The organism is Paraburkholderia sp. SECH4 (assembly GCF_030511745.1).
Classification (GTDB): domain Bacteria; phylum Pseudomonadota; class Gammaproteobacteria; order Burkholderiales; family Burkholderiaceae; genus Paraburkholderia; species Paraburkholderia madseniana.
The window spans coordinates 185,696-207,803 of sequence record NZ_JALOCP010000007.1; the positions used below are offsets into that span (position 1 = coordinate 185,696).

Here is a 22,108-nt window from a genome sequence, read left to right on the forward strand (position 1 = left end):
ATGGCTCAGGCTCAGGCGCAAGTCCCTCATCCGCCGCTCGAGGGCGCGCAACTGGTGATCGGCACCATCGCGGTGTCGCTCGCCGTGTTCATGAACGTGCTCGACACGTCGATTGCGAACGTGTCGATCCCGTCCATTTCGGGCGACCTCGGTGTGTCGTCCGACCAGGGCACATGGGTGATCACGTCGTTCGCGGTGGCGAACGCGATCTCCGTGCCGCTGACCGGCTGGCTCACCGACCGTATCGGCCAGGTGCGCCTGTTCATGGCGTCGATCATCCTGTTCGTGATCTCGTCGTGGATGTGCGGTCTCGCCCCCACCCTGCCGTTCCTGCTGGCCTCGCGCGTGCTGCAAGGCGCCGTGGCCGGCCCGATGATTCCGCTATCGCAAACGCTGCTGCTCGCGAGCTACCCACGCGCCAAGGCGCCGATGGCTTTATCGATGTGGGCGATGACCACATTGATCGCGCCGGTGGCCGGCCCGATTCTTGGCGGCTGGATCTCGGACAACATCTCGTGGCCGTGGATTTTCTACGTCAACATTCCGGTCGGCGCGATCGCCGCGGTGGCGACGTGGACGATCTTCCGTAACCGCGATTCGGTCGTCAAAAAGGCGCCGATCGACGGCGTCGGTCTCGGCCTGCTGATCCTCTGGGTCGGCTCGCTGCAGGTGATGCTCGATAAGGGCAAGGACCTCGACTGGTTCTCGTCGACCACCATCGTCGTACTTGCGCTGGTCGCGGTGATTTCGCTCGCGTTCTTCATTGTGTGGGAATTGACGGCCGAGCATCCCGTGGTCGACCTGTCGCTCTTCAGCCGGCGCAATTTCACGAGCGGCACGATTGCGTTGTCGATCGGCTACGGGCTCTACTTCGGCAACCTCGTGTTGTTGCCGTTGTGGCTGCAGACCGATATCGGCTACACCGCCACCGAAGCGGGTCTCGTGATGGCGCCGGTCGGCGTGTTCGCCGTGCTGCTGTCGCCGATCACCGGCAAGATCTTGCCGCGTACCGATCCGCGCTACATCGCGACCTTGTCGTTCCTCGTGTTCGCGCTGTGTTTCTGGATGCGCTCACGTTATACGACGGGCGTCGATACTTATTCGCTGCTCATGCCCACGTTGATTCAGGGGATCGGCATGGCCGGGTTCTTCATCCCGCTGGTGTCGATTACGCTGTCGGGTTTGCCGGGAAACCGGATTCCGGCTGCGTCGGGCTTGTCGAATTTCGTGCGGATCATGTGCGGCGGTATTGGCACGTCGATTTTCCAAACCGCGTGGGATCACCGCACCATCATGCATCATGCGCAACTGGCCGAACAGGCGAGCGCGTACAACCCGGTGTTCGATCAGTCGATCCGGCAGATGGGTGCCGCGGGCTTCAGTCAGCCGCAGGCATATGGTCTGTTCAATTCGATGGCTACGCAGCAGGCCGCGCAGTTGGGCGTGAACGATCTGTTCTTTGTATCGGCAGGGATCTTTGTCGCGCTGATCGCGCTGATCTGGATGGCAAAGCCGGAACGCGCCGGTGGTGATGCGGGTGCGGCAGCTGCGGCGGCGCATTGAGGTTCTGGTCTTAGTCCGCGACGCGGGCTAAGACGCGGGCTGTATGGAAAAAAGGCGGGACCGCTGGTGAGCGGTCCCGCCTTTTTTGTTGCTGCTGACGAGGCGGCGCTGACCTTCCGCGCTAGCTCGCTGCTGTGACCACAAGCCGTTCCGGCGCCAGCACACCCTCGCCTTGCTTCGCGACACCAAGCAAACGCCCGTCCGCTGCATACACGCGTACGCGCGGCGCATTCACCGCGTCGCCGGCAATGGTCAACTCGGAGAGCTTCAGCCGCTGCCCGTGCAGGAAGCGACGGGTCGCGTCTTCGTCCAGTGTGACAAGCGGGAACGTCGACAGCAATGCATCGACCGGTTGCAGCCACGTATCACGCTCGCTCTCCGTCGCATCGGACAGCGCGTCGAGCGTCACCGAATTCTCCAGCGTCAGCGCGCCGACGCCGGTACGCCGCAGCGCGACCAGATGCGCACCACAACCAAGCGCTTCGCCGATATCCTCGGCGAGCGTGCGCACATACGTGCCTTTGCTGCACGTCACGCGAAACGTCACGTCGGGCAACGCACAGGCGAGCATGTCGAGCGCGTGAATCGTCACCTGACGCCCTTCCCGCTCCACCGTCTGGCCGGCGCGCGCGTATTCGTATAGCGGCTTGCCGTCGCGCTTGAGCGCCGAATACATCGGTGGGACCTGGACGATGTCGCCGAGAAATTTCTGCATGGCCGCCTCTACCGCGGCCTGATCGCACGTCACGTCGCGCGTGTCGATTGCTTCGCCTTCGGCGTCTCCGGTGGTCGTGCGAATACCGAGGCGCATGGTCGCCTCATAGGTCTTGTCGGCTTCGAGCAGGTCTTGCGAAAACTTGGTCGCTTCGCCGAAACACAGCGGCAAAAGACCTGTGGCGAGTGGATCGAGCGTGCCGGTGTGGCCCGCCTTTTTGGCCAGGTAGAGACGCTTCGCGCGAATCAGCGCGTCGTTGCTCGACAGGCCGAGCGGCTTGTCGAGCAGCAGCACGCCGTCGAGCGCGCGACGTGGCACGCGGGGGCGTTGAGGTGCGGTCATGTCAGAAAGACAGGGTCTTCGAAATGTACGGAAACAGCGCTAAATGAACTGCTACTGAAGCAGTGCAGCCCGGAACGCGGATAACAACGCGCTCAGTCTTCTTTCGCGCGATTGGCGTTCGCCTCGTCGATCAGACGGGACATTTCGACGGCCCGTTCGATCGTCTGGTCGTAATGGAAATGCAGCGTCGGCACGGTATGAATGTGCAGGCGCTTGAACAACTGATTGTGCAGATGGCCGGCCGCGTGCTGGAGCGCTTCGAGCGTCTGCTGCGGGTCGCCGGTCAGCGTCGTGAAGTAGACCTTCGCGTGCGCGTAGTCGGGCGTCAGCTCGACACTTTGAATGGTGACGAGGCCGATGCGCGGATCCTTGACCTCGCGCAGCAGCTCGGACAGGTCGCGCTGGATCTGATCGGCGATCTGCACGTTGCGATTGGGAGAAGAACGTTTTTTAGGCATGGTGTTTGTGTGATCCGTTCTGACGGATCCAAAAAAGTTGTTCGCGCGAACCGAGGTGGTAATTGCCCGGACGGCAATGAGCGGCTTGATAGCAACTTCAAGCCACCGCGGGGCGCAATGCGCGACAAAATGCGCGAGGCCCAAAGGCAACGGGCGGAGCGGGCGCTTAAGCCCGCTCCGCCCGTTGAGCCAATGCCGCGTGAATTACAGCGTACGCGCGACTTCGGTAACCTCGAAGACTTCGAACTGATCGCCTTCGACGATATCGTTGAAGTTCTTGATCGACATACCGCACTCGAAGCCCTGACGGACTTCCTTCACGTCGTCCTTGAAGCGCTTGAGCGAATCGAGCTCGCCCGTGAAGATGACGACGTTGTTGCGCAGCACGCGCACCGACGAGGAACGCTTGACGAAACCGTCCGTGACCATACAGCCGGCCACCGCACCGATCTTCGGTACCTTGAAGACCTGACGCACTTCGACCGTACCTGTCACGACTTCGCGCTTCTCCGGTGCCAGCATGCCCGACATCGCAGCCTTCACTTCATCCACGGCGTCATAGATGATGTTGTAGTAGCGAATATCGACGCCGTTGCTTTCCGCCAGCTTGCGCGCCTGTGCATCCGCACGGGTGTTGAAGCCGATGATGACCGCCTTCGAAGCCGTAGCCAGGTTGACGTCCGACTCGCTGATGCCACCGACTGCGCCGTGCACGATCTGCACACGAACTTCGTCGGTCGACAGCTTCAGCAGCGACTGCACCAGCGCTTCCTGCGAACCTTGCACGTCGGCCTTGACGATGAGCGGCATGTACGCCACTTCGCCTTCGCCCATCTGTTCCAGCATGTTCTCGAGCTTCGCGGCCTGTTGCTTGGCCAGCTTGACGTCGCGGAACTTGCCTTGACGGAACAACGCGACTTCACGCGCCTTGCGGTCGTCCGGCATGACGATGACTTCTTCGCCAGCTTGCGGGACTTCCGACAGACCTTGAATCTCGACCGGGATCGACGGGCCTGCCGACTTGGTCGGCTTGCCGGTTTCGTCGAGCATGGCTCGCACGCGACCGTAAGCGCTACCTGCCAGCACCACGTCGCCGCGGTTCAGCGTACCCGACTGGACCAGGATCGTTGCAACCGGCCCCTTACCCTTATCGAGTTTCGCTTCAATAACGAGACCCTTGGCCGGCGCTTCGACCGGTGCCTTCAGTTCCAGCACTTCGGCTTGCAGCAGCACGTTTTCGAGCAGGTCGTCGATGCCTGCGCCGGTTTTAGCCGACACCGACACGAACGGCGAATCGCCACCGTATTCTTCCGGCACGACGCCTTCCGCGACGAGTTCCTGCTTGACGCGCTCCGGATTCGCATCCGGCTTGTCGATCTTGTTGATCGCGACGACGAGCGGCACGCCGCCTGCCTTCGCGTGGGCAATGGCTTCCTTCGTTTGCGGCATCACGCCGTCGTCGGCTGCCACCACCAGAATCACGATGTCGGTTGCCTTCGCACCGCGAGCACGCATGGCCGTAAATGCTTCGTGGCCCGGCGTATCGAGGAACGTGATGACACCGCGCGGCGTTTCGACGTGATACGCACCGATGTGCTGCGTAATCCCGCCCGCTTCACCCGCTGCAACCTTGGCGCGGCGGATGTAGTCGAGCAGCGAGGTCTTGCCGTGGTCGACGTGACCCATGACCGTGACGACCGGCGGACGCGGCAGTGCTTCTGCGTCCGTGATTTCGCCTTCGACCAGCATGGCTTCCGGATCGTCCAGCTTGGCCGCAACCGCGTGGTGGCCCAGTTCCTCGACGATGATCATCGCCGTTTCCTGGTCCAGCATCTGGTTGATCGTGACCATCTGGCCGAGCTTCATCATCGACTTGATGACTTCCGAGGCCTTCACCGCCATCTTGTGCGCCAGATCGGCGACCGTGATGGTTTCCGGCACGTGCACTTCACGCACGATCGGTTCGGTCGGCGCCTGGAACGTGGTGTTCTGATCCTGATGCTTGCCGCGCCCCTTCGGGCCACCGCGCCAGCCACGATCGACACCGCCGCTCGTATCGCCACGCGTCTTGATGCCACGGCGCTTCGCTGCGTCGTCCTGCCAGCCGCCCTTGCCACCGCCCGGCTTTTTCTTGTCGCCAGCCGACGGCGTGGTCGTTGCAGCCGGAGCCGCAGCAGCCGGTTTCTTGGCTGCCGGACGTGCCGGTGCTTCACCCGCCGGACGCGCCGGCTTGTGCAGCGTGCCCTTGGCTTCCACGGGCTTGGCCGGCTCAGCGGGCTTCGGTGCCGGTTCCGGCGCCTTGACCTGCGCCTTGCGCGGCGTGTTCATCATTTCGCGAATCGCACGCGCTTCGGCTTCTGCCGCCGCACGGCGCTTGCTGACTTCTTCCTGCTCGGCGCGCGTTTTCTCGGCGGCCTGACGCGCTGCGTCTTCCGCTTTCTTCGCTGCTTCGCGTTGTGCCGCGCGTTCTGCCGCAGCACGCTCGTCGTCCTGCTCGCTTTCCTTGGCAACCGCCGGTTCCGCAGCCTTGGCCGCGACCGGTTCAGCCTTCGCCGCCGCCTTGGCAGCCTGCGCCGGCTGGGCAGCTTGAGCCTGTTCGCGAGCCGCCGCTTCGGCCGCAGCCGCCGCGCGCTTCTTCGCCGCTTCTTCTTCCGCACGACGACGCTCGGCTTCAGCCGCCTGCTCGCGCGCCTGACGTTCGGCTTCTTCGCGTTCGAGCTGTTCCTGACGTGCCTTCAACTCCTGAGCCTGCTTTTCGAGCAGCTCGGCTTCGTGACGTGCTTCCTCTTCACGACGCTGGAGTTCCAGATCGTCTACATCAGCTTCGGCCACATGATTCGATGCATCCCCGCCTTCAGCGGCAGATTCGTCGCGGCGGACGAAAGTGCGCTTCTTACGCACCTCGACCTGAATGGTGCGAGCTTTGCCCGTCGCGTCGGATTGCTTGATCTCCGACGTATGCCGTTTCGTCAGCGTGATCTTGCGCTTGTCCGCATCAGTCGAGCCGTGAGACTTGCGCAAGTGGTCGAGCAGACGCGCCTTGTCCGTTTCGGACAAGCTGTCGTCTTCGCTCGCTTTAGTGACGCCTGCTGCCTGAAGCTGCTCAAGGAGCACGCCTGCAGGCATTTTCAGTTCCGCGGCAAATTGGGCTACGTTGTTACTCGCCATTCATTCCTCTTAATGCAAGGACCGATTCCTTGCGGTTAGCATCTTGTCATGCGGCCTAACGGCCGCGTTCAATTTAGTGCGCCATGGTCATTTCTCACTGGAACCAATGTTCACGTGCTTTCATGATCAACGCCTTAGCGGCATCCTCTTCCATTCCGGTCATCTCGACCAGTTCATCCACAGCCAGCTCGGCGAGTTCGTCGCGCGTCTGGATCTGATGTTCGGCAAGCTTGGCGAGCAGGTCGGCATCCATGCCGTCCAGGCTCTTCAGGTCGAGTGCAACATTCTCGACCTTTTCTTCATTCGCGATCGCCAACGTCAACAACGCATCGCGCGAGCGATTACGCAGTTCGTGAACGGTGTCTTCGTCGAATGCTTCGATTTCGAGCATCTCGTTGAGCGGCACATAAGCGATCTCTTCGAGGCTCGTAAAGCCTTCGTCGATCAGGATGTCGGCCACTTCTTCGTCGACATCGAGACGCGCCATGAACAGGTCACGCAGTACACCGCGCTCCTGATTCTGCTTTTGCGCAGATTCGTCCGGCGTCATGATGTTGATCTGCCAGCCGGTGAGTTCGCTGGCAAGACGCACGTTCTGGCCGCTGCGGCCGATCGCGACCGCCAGTTCGTTTTCGTCTACGACGACGTCCATCGAATGCTTTTCTTCATCGACGACGATCGACTGGACGGCTGCCGGCGCGAGCGCGCCGATCACAAACTGTGCGGGATCTTCCGACCATAGCACGATGTCGACGTTTTCGCCACCAAGCTCGTTACGCACGGCCTGGACACGCGAACCGCGGATACCGACGCAGGTGCCGATCGGGTCGATGCGCTTGTCGTAAGCGATCACGCCGATCTTGGCGCGCACGCCCGGATCGCGGGCCGCCGCCTTGATTTCCAGCAGGCCCTGTTCGATTTCCGGCACTTCCATTTCGAACAGCTTCATCAGGAATTCGGGCGCCGTACGCGACAGTTCGATCTGCGGACCGCGAGCGGTGCGATCGACCTTGGCGATATAGGCGCGCACGCGGTCGCCCACGCGCAGATTTTCCTTCGGAATCAACTGGTCGCGGCGCAGCAGCGCTTCGACACGGCCGGTTTCGACGATGAAGTTGCCCTTATCCAGGCGCTTCACCGAGCCGGTCATGATGTGCTCGCCGCGCTCGAGGAAGTCGTTCAGGATCTGCTCGCGTTCCGCGTCGCGCACCTTCTGCAGGATCACCTGCTTGGCAGCCTGTGCGCCGATACGGCCGAATTCGATCGACGGCACCGGTTCTTCGATGTATTCGTCGAGCTGGATTTCCGGCTTCTGTTCGCGTGCTTCGAACAGCAGGATTTCCTGATCCGGCTCCTGCAGGCCAGCTTCGTCCGGCACCACTTTCCAGCGGCGAAACGTTTCGTGCTCGCCGCTTTCACGGTCGATCTGGACGCGGATGTCCGCGTCTTCTTCGAAGAGTTTCTTGGAGGCCGAAGCGAGGGCCGCCTCGAGCGCGGCAAATACCACGTCTTTATCGACGTTCTTCTCGCGTGCCAGCGCATCCACCAGCATCAACACTTCGCGACTCATTGTTTGCGGCTCCTAAAGTCAACTTTCGGAACGAGGCGTGCCTTATCGATATCCGCGACGGTGAAATCGAGCATCGCGGCGCCTTCCTTCCCTTCAAATTCCAGACCGATCGTCTCGCCTTGCGGAGCATGCAGAATGCCCCGGTACGATTTCCGTCCGTCCAATGGCTTTTTCAATGTGATTACCACTTCGCTGCCTGCGAAGCGTTCAAAATCCGCCAGTTTTTTCAGCGGGCGGTCGAGACCCGGCGACGACACTTCAAGCCGCTCGTAATCGATATTTTCGACCGTCAGAACGTGCTGGAGCTGACGCGTGACTTTCTCGCAGTCTTCGATCGCGATGCCGGCCGGCTGGTCGATATAAATACACAACATGCCGCGCCCGGTGCGCTCGAGATCGACGAGCTCGTAGCCGAGTCCCACGACCGTGGTTTCAATCAGTTCCGTCAGTTGCACAGTGCCCTCTAAGATGTTCGCGCGGCGAGACCTGCCGGGTTTGTCTGCAAACACCAATGCGGGCCGCGCGCCAAGCCGGCGCACGTTCGTGCTACCCGAGATGCCGAACCACTTAGAACTGCGCGGCAAAAAAAAATGGGCTAAACGCCCATCATCTTATTACCGGTGGTCGCACCTGAGCCGCACATGAAAAGCCGCACGCCCAGCGACTCCGCGATTGTAGCCATTTTTCGGGACAAACGCAAACCGCAGAACGCCGTACGAAGCGCATTTCCGCTTGATTTCATGGGAATCTTTCAACGATATGGCGGCGCGCCTGGCCTTTTGCAAGGCGGCTTGCGCCACCCCGGACCTGCGCCGGACAAGCAGGGCGAGGAAACTCTGCCCCTACTTATGCGCACGCCGCGGTTTTATGCATCAGATGAAACCCGCGGCGCTCGTCGATTGATTCTGACGGTGGCGAAGCGTAAATCGTTGATGAACGATCAGCAGCCAACCGTCATGCTTAAGTTGCTTGCCGTTTAACGGCCACGCGAACGGCCGCGCGGCGCTCCACCACCACGATTGGCACCACCCGCCGCGTTGGGGTTGCCACCGCCACCGGCGCGGTTGGCGTTACCGCCGCGATTGCCGGCTGGCCCGCGGCTGCCGCCGCCCGGATTGCCACCGCCAGGGCCGCCAGCGCGCTTACCGCCGCCAGCCGCACGATTGCCATTACCCGACGGCGCGCGATTGCCATCGACGTCACGGCCGCCACGCGGACCAGGCGCACCGCCGCCGCCCATCGGGCCGCTGAAGCCGCCGGCGCTGCGGCCAGCGCCGCGGTTGCCGTAACCGCCACCGCTACCACCGCCAAAACCACCACCCGAACCACCGCCGAAGCCGCCACCCGCCGCACCGCGACGGCCTTGACCGCGCGGCTGCTGTTGGTCGAAACGGCCATGCGACATCAGTACCGGTTCGCGGCTAATGAAGCCCATCGACGTTTGCATCGGATCCGGCTGCTTGCGCTCCGGTGCCTCTCTGCGGCCGCCCTTTTCTTCCGACGGCGCCTTCAGACCGACCGACGCCATCAGCGCGCGCACCTGATTGTCTTCGAGTTCTTCCCAGCGACCGCGCTTCAGGCCCTTCGGCAGCGAGATCGGGCCATGACGCGTGCGGATCAGGCGGCTGACCATCAGGCCGGCTGCTTCGAACATGCGGCGCACTTCCCGATTACGGCCTTCGGCGAGCGCGACGTGATACCAATGATTGGTGCCTTCGCCGCCGCCATCGCGGATGCGCAGGAAATTCGCCGGGCCGTCTTCCAGCTCGACGCCGTGCAACAGCTTCTGACGCATGCCTTCCGCCAGCTCGCCCACCACGCGCACCGCATATTCACGCTCGACGCTGTAACGCGGATGCATGAAACGGTTCGCCAGATCGCCCGAGGTGGTCAGCATCAGCAGACCTTCGGTGTTGAAGTCGAGGCGGCCGACCGCGAGCCACTTGGCGGTTTTCATCGGCGGCAGCTTGTCGAACACCGACGGGCGGCCTTCCGGATCGGCGTGGCTGACGATTTCGCCAGTCGGTTTGTGATACAGCAGGACGCGCGGCGGCTTGTTGGCCAGCTTGCGCTTGACCGGCTTGCCGTTGATGCGGACCTGGTCGGTCGGCATGATGCGCTGGCCGATGTGAGCCGGCTCGCCGTTCACCGACACGCGGCCGGCGACGATCAGTTCTTCCATGTCGCGGCGCGAGCCCATGCCGGCTTCGGCCAGCACTTTGTGCAGCTTCGGCGCGTCGTCGTCCGCAGCCAGGACGCGCTTGGGCGCGGCCGGCTTGCCACGGCGCAGCATCGGGGCGCGTACGCCGCCGGTGGCGCTGTTGTCCGCATCGAATGCGGGCGACGTGACGTACGAGAACAGATCGTCCGGGTTCGCTTCGGCTGCGATTTCCACCGGCGCTTCGGCGCCACGGCGATTCTGACGCTGACCGCCTTCGCGCGGCTGACGCTCGCCGCGCCCGCCTTCGCGAGGGCCGCCCTCGCGGGGCGCACCTTCACGCTGACCACCCTCGCGCTTCGCGCCGCCTGCATTGCGGCGCGGGCCCTGGCCCTTGGCGCCACCATCCTTGCGCGGCATGCGCACTTGCGCGACCACCTCGCCGTCCGGCGGCGTTTCGGTGACGACCGGAGCTACTTGCGCGGGCGCGCCTTCGGCGCCCTTCGTCTTCGCTCCGGCGCGGCGCCGCGCGATCAGGCTACGCGGTCCGCGACGCAGGCCGCGGCGCGGACGGTCTTCACCGTCTGCTTCCGTGGCCGGCGCCGGGCGCTCCGGGCGCTCGCCCTCGCCTGCCGACGCTTGCGTGGTACGCGCTTCGTCGGCGCGTGCCGACGGCACGGCGCGCTCGGATTCGGACGAATCGGTGTCGTGGGTATGTGTCAAAACAACCTCAAAATGTCAGGTCGCGCGCGCCCATTGCGGGCGCGGCAAAAAAAGTTCGGTTACGTCAGGCGCTGCGCGACTCGGGTTCGTCGTCGGTCAGAATGCCTGCGTCCTGTGCGGCATCGCGGCGATCCTCAAGATCGCCGTGCGCCGCCGTGGTCGGGTTCGGCTCGGCGGCGTGCTCCGTATCGCGGAGTACGCCCGAGTCGTGCGCGGGTATTGCCGGATCGGCCTGGGAGACCGGATCGTGATTCAGTGCAGGCTCGGCGACGCCGGCCTGCGGTTCAAAGTTCGCTGCTTCGACATGTTCTTGCCTGTTCGGAGCTGCAGCAGCGTCCTGATGCGACTCGGGCGCCGGCGCGGCATCCGCCGGATCATGCCTTGCGTCGGCAAGTTCAACTGCCTCGCCTGCTTCAGCACCTGCCTCGCCGACGGCAGATTCCGACGGCGCTTCGAGCGGGCTCTCTTCACCCGAAGCCAACGCCTGTACAGTCGCGGCCTCGGAAAATTCGATCGCATGCTGACCGAGCAGATCCGCGTTCAACTGCGCCGACGGATCCGCGAGGGGCGGCAATTCGTCGAGCGCCTTCAAACCGAGGTCGTCGAGAAATTGCCGCGTCGTCGCGTACAGCGCTGGGCGGCCCGGCACATCACGATGGCCGATCACCTCGATCCAGCCGCGATCCTCGAGTTGCTTGACGACCTGCGTATTCACCGTGACGCCGCGAATCTCTTCGATATCGCCGCGCGTGACCGGTTGCCTGTACGCAATGATCGCGAGCGTCTCGAGCACCGCGCGCGAATATTTCGGCGGCTTCTCAGGATGCAAACGATCCAGGTACGAGCGCATCGCGGGCTTGCTTTGAAATCGCCAGCCCGACGCCAGCCCGACCAGCTCCACACCGCGCCCAGACCAATCCTGCTTCAGGTCTTCGAGCAAATTCCGAACAGTGTCTGCCGACACGCCGTCGGCAAAGAGCTTGCGCAAATCGACGAGCTTTAACGGCTCCTGCGCGCAGATCAAGGCAGTCTCGAGGACGATCTTCGCCTCTTGGGTATTCATGCAGCTAGGTCAGACCCTGTGGTCAAAGAACCGGATCAAACAGACGATGTGGAACTGAAGACGCGCTCGCCCGATTCTGATCGGTCATATTGATGGGAGCACGCACCGGGGGGAGGCGAAACAGGCAATCGAGCCAAACCCAGCCGGACGGAGCAGCGATATTCCTGAAAGGAATCGCGTGACTGAGCGCCATATTACGCAAAAACAACCAGTGCGTAAAGACGAAATCCCCGGCGCATTTTTCAGCGGCGCCCCAAGCTGCGTGCTTTCGCGGAAAACCAGGCGGAAATGCACGAGAATCGGACTGAAATCGGCCCTTAGTTGGGCCCTTGGTTGTGCCCTTCACCCACGCCAAGCGCCCGTTCCGCCGCACCTCAATGCGTGCCGTGCTGCGCCAGGAAACGCTTCAGACGCTCGACACCCGCGTCCAGCCGCGCCGTGTCGCAGGCATAGCACCAGCGCACAAACCCCTCGCCTTGCGGACCAAACGCGCTGCCGGGTGCCACGCCCAGGCCCACTTCGCGCACCATGGCCTTGCATAGTTCGAGACTGCGCGAGGCCCCCGGCATCGAGAAAAACACATACATCGCCCCGAGCGGCGCCTTAACGTCGACGCCCGGCACCGTGGACAGCGCCCGCACCAGATGGTCGCGCGACGCCTTCAGGTCGAGCACCAGTTCCTGCGTGAAGCGCTCGCCCTGCTGGACGGCCGCGATGCCCGCCTGCTGGACGAAAGCCGGTGCACACGAGGTGTTGTATTCGACCAGCTTGCCCAGATCGTCCATCAGCGAGGCCGGCGCGACGATCCAGCCGAGCCGCCAGCCGGTCATCAGCCACGCCTTGGAAAACGAATTCACGCAGATCACGCGCTCGTCGCGCGTGGCCAGATCGAGAAACGACGGCGCCGTGCGTGAATGGGGGCTGTAGGCGCCAGCTTTGGCGTCCGCGTAATAAAGACGCTCGTAAACTTCGTCAGCGACGATCCAGATACCGTGGCGGCGGCAATGCGCCAGCACGGCGCGCTGCTCTTCGCGGCTCATCACCCAGCCGGTTGGATTGTTCGGCGAGTTGATCAGCAGCATCTTTGTGTCCGGCGTCAGCGCCGCCAGCAACTGCTCGAGATCGAGTTGCCAGCCGCGCTCACCGTAGCCCAGCGCGACGGTTTCTACATGCGCGCCCAGAATCTTGGGAATCTCGACCAGATTCGGCCACAGCGGCGTGACCGCGACGACACGGTCGCCCGCCCCCACCACCAATTGCGCGGCCAGCATCAGCGCATTGACGCCGGCGCTCGTCACCGCAATATGATCGGACGAGGTCGTCCCGTGCAACGCGCTGACGTAGTCCGCGAGCGCCGCGCGCAACGGCGCAATGCCCAGGTTATGCGTATAGAAGGTGGCGCCCGCGGCTAACGCTGCGCTTGCGGCGTCGCGGATGAAGGCCGGGGTCACCCGATCGGACTCGCCGAACCAGAACGGCAACACGTCCGCAACGCCGAAACCGGCGTTAGCGACTTCTCGGATCTGCGAAGGACGCAGTGCGCGCACGGCATCGCGCGCGTTGGGGACGGAGGGCACAGGCAGATCCGTTTCGCTCATCGAGGCTTCCAGACAGGTGATAGGTAAGGGCTGACGCTTGGGAAAAGGCGTCAGTTTAGCGCGCCGCCTGTTTTCGGGACGGCGAAGTCGCTGACTCGCCAGGCACGATCAGAAAGCCGACCGCACCAGTCGCCCCGACTATCGGGCTAGGCTCAAGGCGGTGACCGCTCCGCGGATCGCGACAAATCTCATCTCGCTGAACAAACGGCCCAAGCCCGCGTCATCAGCCCAAATCCTCAGCCCGCGCCGGCAATTGACGAATCAGACTCCACACCGCCTCCGCCGCCGGCGACAGCGAGCGGTCGCGCCGCCGCACCAGTTCGACGGTGCGCTCGGCGCGCGGCACGAGCGGCCGCGCCACCAGCGAGGCGCCCGCCGGCAGCGGCAAGGCCAGCCAGGGCAGCACGCTCACGCCCACGCCCGCCTCGACCAGCCCAAAAACGGTCGCGGAATGCCCCAGCTCCTGCACCACGGTGGCGCTTACGCCGTACTCCTGCATCACGGCATCAATGATCGGCCGGCTGCCTGACGCGTAATCGAGCATGACGAGCTGCTGGCCTTCGAGGTCCGTCCATGCCACCTGCCTCTGTGCCGCCAAGGGGTGGTCGTCGCGCGAAACGACGCAAAACGAATCTGTCATCAGCGATTCGCTCAGCAGGTCGTCAGCGGAAAACGGACCGATGATCACGCCGAAATCGACTTCGCCCGACTTCACCTTGCGCACCACGTCGCTTTGCACGTCGTCGCGCAGGCCCAATGTGATGTAGGGAAACTGCCGCCCGCACGACGCCACCACGCCGGGCATCAACCGGCAGGCGATCGTCGGGCTTGCGGCCACCACCACCCGTCCACGGCGCTGCTCGCCGATTTCGCGGATCTCGCGCAATGCGTCGTCCAGATCCGTCAGCAGGCGTGACACACTCGACACCAGATTGCCGCCGACATCCGTGAGCTGCACCTCACGCGTGGTGCGGTCGATCAACTTCAGACCGATCTCCCCCTCCAGTTCGCGTACGCAGCGACTGACCGCCGATTGCGTCAGACCGATTTCATCGCCGGCCCGGCTAAAGCTCTGCAAACGGGCGACCTCAATGAAAACCCTTAGCTGACGCAGCGTCACATTCATTTACCAGCCTCATCAATAACCAAGTTTGATGCGCATTGTATGGCGAAATGTCGCACCACAGTCGCATTTAGTGCGATCGCTGCAGCGCAGCAATAAGGCGCAAACGCACGCTGGTCGGGCTTGATTGCACAAGATTGGTGATTGTCCCGATTTGCGAGATGGGTTTTTTGGATTCTTATACGCCCCTAGCTAGCGCCCGCGCTGGCCCGCTGTCACAGGCCTTTCAGGTAGTTGGATTCAACTTGGCACACTTCCTGCATTTACATGCACACAGGGTCGGCGCCATGACTACTGACTGAATAGCAGATCGTGGCAAGCCCGACCCCCCTTGGCACTCGCCTATCGAGTGCATGGAGAGTGCGCGGCGCGGGGCAGCGCACCGGAGTTAGCTTCGCTGAGGTGAAACATGATGCTGTTCGACGATTTGAGAGACAACGAGTGGGCGCTGGTCGAGGCGTTGTTCTGTGCGGAGCCAGCACGGAGCGAACGTCGTGGTCGACCACGCGTGGAAGCGCGCGCAGTAGTCAATGCCGTGCTTTGGGTGCTGTCGACTGGAGAAGGCTGGTCCAAACTGCCGGGCCGCTATCCGTCGCCGCCGACTTGCCGCCGTCGCTTCGACGAATGGCAAGCCGATGGTACGCTCGCCGAAATAGTTAAGCGACTCGGCACGAGCGGCCGTGAAATTTCGCTGCGCGGCCGCATTGGCGCGACCGCGGCGAAACCGCCGGCACCGCCGAGCCGCGACCGTCTGCGTGGCGCATTCTGGACCAATCCGGAATCGTGGCGCGCGCCGGTCAAGATGGCCTGACGCGAATTGTTTTGCCTCCGGGCGCCTGCGGGCGCCCGGCGTGTATCTGGGCCGCCGTGCGCCCGCCGTGCGCCGTATATCGACGCCCGACCGACAACAATGGGCACCGCTCCTCGGCGCGCCCAACTGAGTCGTCCCTTCCGGTTTCTCCGAGTTCATCATCGAGTCGCTTCAGACGGCTGAAGCGGCGCGATGATTGCCGGTGAAACATCCATTTACTATTGCTTACAGCGTGCTTTCGCCACTCGGCATACCTTATGTGTATGCAAACAGGCCTTGAGTCGATCGGCTTGACGGGAGCTCAGCATGAAACCAATGTCACTGCTTCTGTGCGGCATTGTCGTTTCATCAATGGCCGCACCGGCGCTCGCACAGCAGCGCCCCCAAGGCTGGAACTGGCCGCCGGATCACACGGCCACCGTTGAAGCCTGGCAGCAAAGCGGACCACGCAGCCGCGACTTCACGCCGCCTGCGCCGCGTGGCGACTTGCGCGGCGATATCGCGAGCAATGTACGCACGCGGCCTGAACCGCCGCGCGAAGACCCTGCGCGGCGCCGGTAGGCATGCGCCGCCGCGCCGCTGACAGGCTCGGCTTGTGTCAAATCACACGGGATCAACGCTGTTGTTCGCTATAGCCGGCGTCCATCGTCACTGCGAGACAACACGCTGTATGGCGAATTGAACGGTCAGGGAACCACGAGGCGCCGCGCCAGTCTGATTCAACGCCATTAGCACAGCGTGGCAGTAGTAATTCCGGTACGCCCGTATCCTCGCGATACGGGCTTTTTTTGCGTCAACGGGCGGGCGGCGCCCACTGTGCAGAGGCGCATAAGCTGGGCAATAAAGCGAAGCAATAAAATCACCGCCAGCCGCGTGGAGCGGCCGGGAAATACAGCGCCAGCGCCTGCCCGCCGCCCTTAAGGCCGGGCTTCGAGAGCGGCTGTGGGCCGCGCTTCGGCTGTCGCGACGACGTAGTCGTTCATTCGCTGTGCGGTCCAGCTCAACAGGCGTTCGTCGTGCGCAAGCCTCGCGAACTCGGCCCTGCCGCGCTCGGTGAGCACGGCAATATCGACCGGCGCGTGAAAACCCGGAGCCGGTGCGACGGTGCGCTGCCGAACAGTGTCCATCAAGCCTAGCGCGCGAAGATATTGGAAGACACCCGGTCGTCTGGCCCATGGGACCTGGCGATATTGCGCCCGCCGCAGCGCTTCAAGTACCGCTTCGTTGGAATACGTGGTCATCTCACTTCTTTCTTAAAGTGCAGCTATGACACATCTATGCCCAACACATCACCGCGCCACCAGTGACGCGCATAGCACCCGCCCTTGGCTGGAAACTGGCCGCTTTCATGCGGTCGAATTCCGCCAGGTGCTGCCTTGGTCTCGTTTTCGGAACCCCCGTCTGAACGCCATGTTAGCGTTCTGTCTACGGGCCGACGATGCAACCGCTGCGGCGCGATAGCAGGCCCATAAATTTGTCCCGAAAGTCATACGTTACCCCATTTAAATTGATTCTATTCACTTTATTAGCGCTTTTTTTTGCAGCAATCGTGCTTTGGAAACGCGCCCGCCGGCCTCTCGCCATTGGCGCGATCGCCCTGTTCTGGCTGCTCGCCGCCGGCTGGCTCACAGCTCCATTGCTGGAATTGGCACAGCCGCATCGGCGGACCGACACGCCCGCCCGCTTCGCGCCGCGCACCGCGATAATCATGCTCGGCGGCGGCACCATTTACGACAATGACGATGTACTCGTGCCACCGCGTGACGTGCTCGCGCGCATCGCCGTGAGCGCGGAAAACTACGCAGCCTGCAAGCGTACGGCCGCCACGTGTCAGGTTATCGTGAGCGGCGGCAATCCGCAGCGACATAGCGCAACCGAAGCGGACACCTATCTGCCCTACTTGCTGCGCCAACAGGTGCCGCGTGCGGACATCGTGCTGGAAAACAGCAGCCGCACGACTTACGAAAACGCGCGCAACGTCTCTGCCATCCTCGACCGGTCACGTTACGATTCCCTCATACTCGTCACCTCCGCCTATCAGATGCCGCGTGCCTTACTCGACTTCCATCGTTTCGGCCTCACGCCACAGCCGCTGATCTCGAGCGCGCTGCACGCAGATCCCGGTGTACTGCCGCGCTATGACAATCTGGTGAATGCGGAGATTGCGCTGCACGAACTGATTGGAATCGCTCAATTTCACGTCTATCGTGCAATCGGATGGTTCTGAATCTCACGCTTCCCAACGAAGCAATTTATTTAGAGATGCGAATATTCTTTGTATCGGCAACGCATTGTCGAGTTTGAAGCGAGATCGTCATCGACAGTGACTGTGGCCCGAACGTAACAAGGTGTAACTAATTGTCACTGTAGTTACAAAACGTCCGCTGGAGCGGATATTGCTGGCTAGAATGCATTGTCTTTCCGATTGGACAGGCAAATATTCGGGTCCATTACCACTCTGCGGAGGTAACAATGAAGAAAGTGTCCCTGGCGATCCTGGTTTCCCTCAGTGCCGTAACAGGCGCGGCCTATGCGCAGGACAACGGCGTCATGATGAGCACCGATCCGGCCAAGGCCGCCGACGTCGAGCAGCGCGCGCAAGATTTGCAAAACCGCCAGCAAGCAATGGAAAGCGCGCCTATGCCGGAGAAACATCACAAGATGGCCCCGCACCATCATAAGAAGGCCGCCAAGGCCGAAGCCGCCAGTTCGTGAGCGCAGTTTGACAGCATCACCTGCGGCCTCGCCGCGAAGGTGAAAAGCCGAAGCCGGCACCGCCGGCTTCGGCTTTTTTGTTGTCTAATGAACTTGTTGCAGGCCTGCTGCGCCCGGCCGACGTTATGCTAAAGTCGCGCACCGACCGGCGCCCAGCGACCGTCACCCGGCCGGAATCCCCCTAACCTGTGCGCACCTTGGTGCGGAGGACAGCATGAGCAACATCCAGCTAGATATCGAATGGACTGAAGCAGCATCTCGCAAAATCGAAAAACTGATGCCGCGCGGCGGTCAGGAAGCGTTCCTCGCGCTGCCGCCCGTCGAGTGCCTGCCGATGGAAGGCGACGTGCTGTTTCTTGGCCCGGACGGCAAGCAGCAACCGTTCATTGTCGCGGAACGCCAGTATCACCACGATGGCGATGCCGACTGGACCATCATCCTGATCCTCGACGTCCCGCAAGCCACGCACTAAAGATAAACGGCGAGCACCGCACAGGCCGTGCCCGGCCTGGCAGCTCACTCGCCGTTGTTCGGGCTTCAGGGTTCGACCTTCGGAGTTCCCTCCGTTGTTCGCCCCCGCTTTTCGTCCCCGCTGTTCGCCCCTTCAACGCTTACGCGATCTTCGACACGACGCGAATTTCCGCGTGTTCGACCCAATCCGCCACCGCTTTCTTATAAGCCGCAATGTGCGCGGATTTTGCATGCGCCGCCAGCGCTTCCTGGCTTTCCCAACGCTCGACAAACACGAACCGGCGCGGCTCCTGCACGTCACGATGCAGATCGTATTGAAGCGCACCCAGCTCCTTGCGTGTCGGCCCGACGATGCCTTCGAGCGCTTCGCGCAATTGCTCTTCATAGCCCGGCTTTGCCACCGAGATTGCGACCACTGCGATTTCCGCCATGCCTGTGCTCCGTTTGTTCAGGAAAAGCAGCAGCATACCCGCCGCCCGCCAAACCTGCAGGCGCTCACGCGCCCCGAGCAGGCTCCTGCGGCCACGGCAGGATGACCCTGATGCAAAGCCTTCCGCGGACGCAAAATGTCTGAGCACCGTCCTTGCCTGGAGTTTGGCGGGCGGCCACTCACCGCCCTGCTACCCTCGGCTTCATACGCGTGATTGATTTCATTCGAACGATCGATCCTGCGCGCGGCAAACGAACGCGAAACCCACGCGAGACGCCCACGAGACCGGGGCCGGCCGCTGTACCACGGCCGGTTTGCCGGGCGCCCGGCCACATCCCGCGTCTGTGATAACCCGCACATTCACGCGAAGTTCGAACTGCTAGACTGGTTTTGACTAATCCCGCCGGAGCCCAGCATGGCTGGCATTGCTCTCCGCGTTCCCGGGCTGTGCCCGCCTGACCCTGCCGGCGCCTGGGCTGTGCATCCGTTGCGCGTCAAATCTGTCTGCGCGCCCCGTCACCCGCTTGCCGCGACGTCACTATGCCCGCCCTTATGCCCGCCCTTATGCCGACCGTCAGAGAATTGACCCTTAGCGGCCTGCTCCCGCACCTGGTCCGGGACGAGTCCGGCTGGACCGCGACATGGCGCGCGCTGACCCTGCACAGCGTGTTCCAGCCGGTGCTGTCGGTCACGCATCAGTGCGTGGTCGGCTACGAGGGCCTGCTGCGCGCGTTCGATCCGGTCGGCTTGCCGGTATCGCCGGAAGTGCTTTTCTCCGGCACGCGCTCGGCCGCCGACGCACGTGAACTCGACCGCATCGCCCGCTGCCTGCACGTGGCGAATTTCATGGAACAGGGCATCAGCACCGGGTGGCTGTTTCTGAATACGCGCCCACAGGTGTTCGAAACCGGCTGGCCGCAGCGCACCTTCATCGATGAGCTCTCGGCGCACTTCGGCCTGCCGCAGGAACGCATCGTCATCGAAGTACTCGAACAACCCGCCGACGATGAATCCGCCGTCGCCAGCATGCTCGCGGCATCGCAGCCGCGCGACTTCCTGATCGCGATCGACGACTTCGGCACCGGTTTTTCGAACTTCGACCGCGTGTGGCGGTTTCGCCCCGACATCGTGAAACTCGACCGCTCGCTGGTCGCGCGCGCGGGCAAGCGTGAAGGCGACGATTCGATGATCAGCCACCTGATCGCGATGCTCCACCAGTCCGGTACGCTGGTACTGGCCGAAGGCGTCGAAACCGACGAAGAGTTGATGATTCTGATGCAGGCCGACGTCGATTTCGTGCAAGGTTTCTGGCTCGGCCAGCCGAAGGGTTCGGTGCAGGCTGCGTGTGCCCGGGTGCCGGCGCTGATCGAGTCGATGTGGAGCAAGTTCGCCGCCTATGAACAGGCCCATGCCGGCCACCAGCGGCTCGGTTTCGAAGGATTCGCCGAATCCGTGCTCGCCGCTGCCGACACATTCAAAGCCACCGGCGATCTGCGGCAGGCGGCGCAAAAGGTGTGGCATCTGCCCGAAGCCCGCCGCGTGTTCGTCACCGACGGTCAAGGCGAACAGACGCAAGCGTCGGTCTCGGCCGCCTCGCTGCCGCCACCTCCGCTGCGGCTCGCGCCGCTCTACACCGATACGCGCAGCAACTGGTCGCGGCGCGCGTATTTCAAGCATGCGCTCGCCGCGCCAGGGCGCGTCGCCATGATGGGGCCGCACTACTCGCTCGCGGACGGCCAGGACTGCTATACCGCGGCAATCGCATTCGAGCGCGACGGCACGCATGTGCTTTGCGTCGATTTTGTGCCGACGACGTCGCCGCCCGATACGCGTTCTGGCGGACGCGGGGGCAAACGCTGAGCCTGAGCGACCGTTGGCTGGCGCGCGTTATCGTGAGACTCCTCGGGTGCCTCTGAGGGCACTTTTGTCGCTCTTCCGGGATTTGGCGCCTCGACCCCGCCGCCTTTAATTCCGTCAATCCTCCACCCGCCCGCGGCCGGATTTGATCTCACTGCGCTTGGCCTTGCTGTCGAGGCGGCGCCGGTTCGACGCGCGCGTCGGCCGGGTCGCGACACGCGGCTTACGCGTCACGCTGACGCTTTCGATCAGCTCGTCGAGCCGCGCGAGCGCCGCCGCGCGGTTCATCTCCTGAGTGCGATGCTGCTGCGCCTTGATAATCACCACCCCGTCGCGCGTAAGCCGATGATCGGACAGCGCGAGCAGGCGCATTTTCAGCACTTCCGGTAACGACGAAGCGTGCACGTCGAAGCGCAGATGGATGGCACTCGAGACCTTGTTGACGTTCTGCCCGCCCGCTCCTTGCGCGCGCACTGCGGTCAATTCGATTTCGTTCGGCGGGATCGGATAACGGGATGTCATGATGGGATTGAGCTAGAGACGCAAGTGTACCCAGGGCACAGTCGATTACCGACTACGGACTATCGGCAACGGCCGCCGATGCGAAAAACTATTTGCATCGACACAGCCGGTTCACCGATACTGCCGTTTTCGCTTACAGCGTAAATTCATATGAAACTCCGTCCGGGTTTTGTGCTGGAACTGGCCGTCAACTTTCTGCTGCCATGGCTTGCCTACCGTTTCGCGCTGCCGCACCTGGGCGAGACCGGCGCGCTGATCGCGTCCGCCGTGCCGCCGATCGTCTGGAGCCTGATCGAACTGGTGCGCTTTCGACGCGTCGACGCGCTCAGCGTCATGGTCGTGGCGGGCATCGTGCTGTCGGTCGCGGCGATGGCGCTGGGCGGCAGCCCCCGCATGCTGTTGCTGCGGGAATCGCTGGTGTCCGGCGCGGTGGGCGTGGTGTTTCTGCTGTCGTTGCCGGTGCGCCGTCCGCTGATCTTCTATCTCGCGCGCGCCACCGTCGCCCGTGAAATGGAAGGCGGCGCCGAGCGCTTCGAAACCTTGTGGCGCGAGCGGCCTGCTCTCGTCAGTGCAATGCGGCTCATGACGCTCGTATGGGGCGTCGGCCTGACCGGTGAAACGGCGCTGCGCGCCTGGATGGCGCTCACCTGGCCGATCGAACGCTTTCTGGTGGTCTCGCCGTTCATCGGCTACGGCATTTACGGCGCCTTGACGCTATGGACGCTGTGGTATCGCAAGACCATGCGCAGCCGGGTCGAAGCGCGCGTGCAACCGGGCGGGATCGCGGGATGAGGGGTTTGGCCGGGCCCGCGAGCGAATAC

Annotated in this window: 20 protein-coding genes and 1 pseudogene; 9 read left to right on the top strand and 12 right to left on the bottom strand. The window is 63.0% G+C overall.

What is annotated here, in order from left to right; translation table 11 throughout:
- Positions 1-1,563: a DHA2 family efflux MFS transporter permease subunit gene (locus tag M0D67_RS12990; RefSeq protein ID WP_154565236.1), complete on the top strand. Its 1,563-nt coding sequence runs from the start codon at positions 1-3 to the stop codon at positions 1,561-1,563.
- Positions 1,564-1,684: 121 nt separating this feature from the next.
- Here the strand turns inward: M0D67_RS12990 and truB are convergent, their stop codons facing one another.
- From truB to rimP, 5 genes are all read right to left on the bottom strand, one after another.
- Positions 1,685-2,620, bottom strand: a complete 936-nt coding sequence (gene truB, locus M0D67_RS12995) for a tRNA pseudouridine(55) synthase TruB (RefSeq protein ID WP_154565237.1) — start codon at positions 2,618-2,620, stop codon at positions 1,685-1,687.
- Positions 2,621-2,712: 92 nt separating this feature from the next.
- A complete protein-coding gene (gene rbfA / locus M0D67_RS13000; RefSeq protein WP_028199735.1) occupies positions 2,713-3,078 on the bottom strand; it encodes a 30S ribosome-binding factor RbfA in 366 nt (121 codons plus the stop codon).
- 204 nt (positions 3,079-3,282) lie between these two features.
- Positions 3,283-6,246, bottom strand: coding sequence for a translation initiation factor IF-2 (infB, locus tag M0D67_RS13005; protein ID WP_154565238.1), 2,964 nt, complete (start codon positions 6,244-6,246; stop codon positions 3,283-3,285).
- 94 nt (positions 6,247-6,340) lie between these two features.
- Positions 6,341-7,816 carry a transcription termination factor NusA gene (nusA, locus tag M0D67_RS13010; RefSeq protein ID WP_054034655.1) on the bottom strand — a complete coding sequence of 492 codons (1,476 nt, stop codon included), beginning with the start codon at positions 7,814-7,816 and terminating at the stop codon, positions 6,341-6,343.
- The gene (gene rimP / locus M0D67_RS13015; protein ID WP_028199738.1) at positions 7,813-8,271 is read right to left on the bottom strand and encodes a ribosome maturation factor RimP; all 459 of its coding nucleotides are present in this window, start codon (positions 8,269-8,271) and stop codon (positions 7,813-7,815) included. The genes nusA and rimP overlap by 4 nt, the downstream gene beginning before the upstream one ends.
- Before the next feature lie 186 nt (positions 8,272-8,457).
- On the opposite strand from rimP, the gene M0D67_RS13020 reads away from it, so the two are divergent.
- Positions 8,458-8,796 (top strand): hypothetical protein, encoded by a 339-nt coding sequence (locus tag M0D67_RS13020; protein ID WP_154565239.1) that lies wholly within the window; start codon positions 8,458-8,460, stop codon positions 8,794-8,796.
- On the opposite strand, the gene rluB is transcribed toward M0D67_RS13020, so the two are convergent.
- From rluB to M0D67_RS13040, 4 genes are all read right to left on the bottom strand, one after another.
- Entirely contained in the window at positions 8,793-10,697 is a 1,905-nt protein-coding gene (gene rluB, locus M0D67_RS13025; protein ID WP_171926861.1) for a 23S rRNA pseudouridine(2605) synthase RluB, read from the bottom strand. The genes M0D67_RS13020 and rluB overlap by 4 nt on opposite strands.
- 64 nt (positions 10,698-10,761) lie before the next feature.
- Positions 10,762-11,760, bottom strand: a complete 999-nt coding sequence (gene scpB / locus M0D67_RS13030; protein WP_154565241.1) for an SMC-Scp complex subunit ScpB — start codon at positions 11,758-11,760, stop codon at positions 10,762-10,764.
- 374 nt (positions 11,761-12,134) lie between these two features.
- Positions 12,135-13,358, bottom strand: coding sequence for a pyridoxal phosphate-dependent aminotransferase (locus M0D67_RS13035; protein ID WP_171926862.1), 1,224 nt, complete (start codon positions 13,356-13,358; stop codon positions 12,135-12,137).
- A 223-nt stretch (positions 13,359-13,581) separates the two neighbouring features.
- Entirely contained in the window at positions 13,582-14,484 is a 903-nt protein-coding gene (locus tag M0D67_RS13040) for a LysR family transcriptional regulator (protein WP_154565243.1), read from the bottom strand.
- Between the two features lie 409 nt (positions 14,485-14,893).
- Here M0D67_RS13040 and M0D67_RS13045 point away from each other — a divergent pair.
- A pseudogene (locus M0D67_RS13045) lies at positions 14,894-15,280 on the top strand (transposase); the annotation flags it as partial.
- 318 nt (positions 15,281-15,598) lie between these two features.
- Complete coding sequence (locus tag M0D67_RS13050) at positions 15,599-15,853, top strand: hypothetical protein (RefSeq protein WP_154565244.1); 255 nt, start codon at positions 15,599-15,601, stop codon at positions 15,851-15,853.
- A gap of 356 nt (positions 15,854-16,209) precedes the next feature.
- Here M0D67_RS13050 and M0D67_RS13055 read toward each other — a convergent pair whose 3' ends face one another.
- Positions 16,210-16,533 carry a hypothetical protein gene (locus M0D67_RS13055; protein ID WP_097392170.1) on the bottom strand — a complete coding sequence of 108 codons (324 nt, stop codon included), beginning with the start codon at positions 16,531-16,533 and terminating at the stop codon, positions 16,210-16,212.
- A gap of 197 nt (positions 16,534-16,730) precedes the next feature.
- Here M0D67_RS13055 and M0D67_RS13060 point away from each other — a divergent pair, with 197 nt between their 5' ends.
- The 3 genes from M0D67_RS13060 to M0D67_RS13070 all read left to right on the top strand — a co-directional run bounded on the left by M0D67_RS13060 (position 16,731) and on the right by M0D67_RS13070 (position 18,479).
- On the top strand, positions 16,731-17,519 hold the full coding sequence (locus M0D67_RS13060; protein WP_154565245.1) for a YdcF family protein: 789 nt from the start codon (positions 16,731-16,733) through the stop codon (positions 17,517-17,519).
- Positions 17,520-17,764: 245 nt separating this feature from the next.
- The gene (locus tag M0D67_RS13065) at positions 17,765-18,007 is read left to right on the top strand and encodes a hypothetical protein (RefSeq protein ID WP_093632441.1); all 243 of its coding nucleotides are present in this window, start codon (positions 17,765-17,767) and stop codon (positions 18,005-18,007) included.
- Positions 18,008-18,221: 214 nt separating this feature from the next.
- Positions 18,222-18,479: a hypothetical protein gene (locus tag M0D67_RS13070; RefSeq protein ID WP_007182306.1), complete on the top strand. Its 258-nt coding sequence runs from the start codon at positions 18,222-18,224 to the stop codon at positions 18,477-18,479.
- Positions 18,480-18,618: 139 nt separating this feature from the next.
- Here the strand turns inward: M0D67_RS13070 and M0D67_RS13075 are convergent, their stop codons facing one another.
- Positions 18,619-18,909 carry a putative quinol monooxygenase gene (locus tag M0D67_RS13075; protein WP_154565246.1) on the bottom strand — a complete coding sequence of 97 codons (291 nt, stop codon included), beginning with the start codon at positions 18,907-18,909 and terminating at the stop codon, positions 18,619-18,621.
- Between the two features lie 563 nt (positions 18,910-19,472).
- Between M0D67_RS13075 and M0D67_RS13080 the strand changes: the two genes are divergently transcribed.
- Positions 19,473-20,768 carry an EAL domain-containing protein gene (locus M0D67_RS13080; RefSeq protein ID WP_171926863.1) on the top strand — a complete coding sequence of 432 codons (1,296 nt, stop codon included), beginning with the start codon at positions 19,473-19,475 and terminating at the stop codon, positions 20,766-20,768.
- Between the two features lie 114 nt (positions 20,769-20,882).
- Here M0D67_RS13080 and arfB read toward each other — a convergent pair whose 3' ends face one another.
- Positions 20,883-21,287, bottom strand: a complete 405-nt coding sequence (gene arfB / locus M0D67_RS13085; RefSeq protein ID WP_054034662.1) for an alternative ribosome rescue aminoacyl-tRNA hydrolase ArfB — start codon at positions 21,285-21,287, stop codon at positions 20,883-20,885.
- A 150-nt stretch (positions 21,288-21,437) separates the two neighbouring features.
- On the opposite strand from arfB, the gene M0D67_RS13090 reads away from it, so the two are divergent.
- The gene (locus M0D67_RS13090) at positions 21,438-22,079 is read left to right on the top strand and encodes a VC0807 family protein (RefSeq protein ID WP_171926864.1); all 642 of its coding nucleotides are present in this window, start codon (positions 21,438-21,440) and stop codon (positions 22,077-22,079) included.
- Positions 22,080-22,108 lie beyond the last annotated feature (29 nt).

Excerpts from the sequence above, each read along its gene's own strand:
- M0D67_RS12990 (WP_154565236.1), top strand. The coding sequence starts at position 1 with ATGGCTCAGGCTCAGGCGCAAGTCCCTCATCCGCCGCTCGAGGGCGCG.
- truB (WP_154565237.1), bottom strand. The coding sequence starts at position 2,620 with ATGACCGCACCTCAACGCCCCCGCGTGCCACGTCGCGCGCTCGACGGC.
- rbfA (WP_028199735.1), bottom strand. The coding sequence starts at position 3,078 with ATGCCTAAAAAACGTTCTTCTCCCAATCGCAACGTGCAGATCGCCGAT.
- infB (WP_154565238.1), bottom strand. The coding sequence starts at position 6,246 with ATGGCGAGTAACAACGTAGCCCAATTTGCCGCGGAACTGAAAATGCCT.
- nusA (WP_054034655.1), bottom strand. The coding sequence starts at position 7,816 with ATGAGTCGCGAAGTGTTGATGCTGGTGGATGCGCTGGCACGCGAGAAG.
- M0D67_RS13020 (WP_154565239.1), top strand. The coding sequence starts at position 8,458 with ATGAAAAGCCGCACGCCCAGCGACTCCGCGATTGTAGCCATTTTTCGG.
- scpB (WP_154565241.1), bottom strand. The coding sequence starts at position 11,760 with ATGAATACCCAAGAGGCGAAGATCGTCCTCGAGACTGCCTTGATCTGC.
- M0D67_RS13035 (WP_171926862.1), bottom strand. The coding sequence starts at position 13,358 with ATGAGCGAAACGGATCTGCCTGTGCCCTCCGTCCCCAACGCGCGCGAT.
- M0D67_RS13040 (WP_154565243.1), bottom strand. The coding sequence starts at position 14,484 with ATGAATGTGACGCTGCGTCAGCTAAGGGTTTTCATTGAGGTCGCCCGT.
- M0D67_RS13050 (WP_154565244.1), top strand. The coding sequence starts at position 15,599 with ATGAAACCAATGTCACTGCTTCTGTGCGGCATTGTCGTTTCATCAATG.
- M0D67_RS13055 (WP_097392170.1), bottom strand. The coding sequence starts at position 16,533 with ATGACCACGTATTCCAACGAAGCGGTACTTGAAGCGCTGCGGCGGGCG.
- M0D67_RS13060 (WP_154565245.1), top strand. The coding sequence starts at position 16,731 with ATGCAACCGCTGCGGCGCGATAGCAGGCCCATAAATTTGTCCCGAAAG.
- M0D67_RS13065 (WP_093632441.1), top strand. The coding sequence starts at position 17,765 with ATGAAGAAAGTGTCCCTGGCGATCCTGGTTTCCCTCAGTGCCGTAACA.
- M0D67_RS13070 (WP_007182306.1), top strand. The coding sequence starts at position 18,222 with ATGAGCAACATCCAGCTAGATATCGAATGGACTGAAGCAGCATCTCGC.
- M0D67_RS13075 (WP_154565246.1), bottom strand. The coding sequence starts at position 18,909 with ATGGCGGAAATCGCAGTGGTCGCAATCTCGGTGGCAAAGCCGGGCTAT.
- M0D67_RS13080 (WP_171926863.1), top strand. The coding sequence starts at position 19,473 with ATGCCGACCGTCAGAGAATTGACCCTTAGCGGCCTGCTCCCGCACCTG.
- arfB (WP_054034662.1), bottom strand. The coding sequence starts at position 21,287 with ATGACATCCCGTTATCCGATCCCGCCGAACGAAATCGAATTGACCGCA.
- M0D67_RS13090 (WP_171926864.1), top strand. The coding sequence starts at position 21,438 with ATGAAACTCCGTCCGGGTTTTGTGCTGGAACTGGCCGTCAACTTTCTG.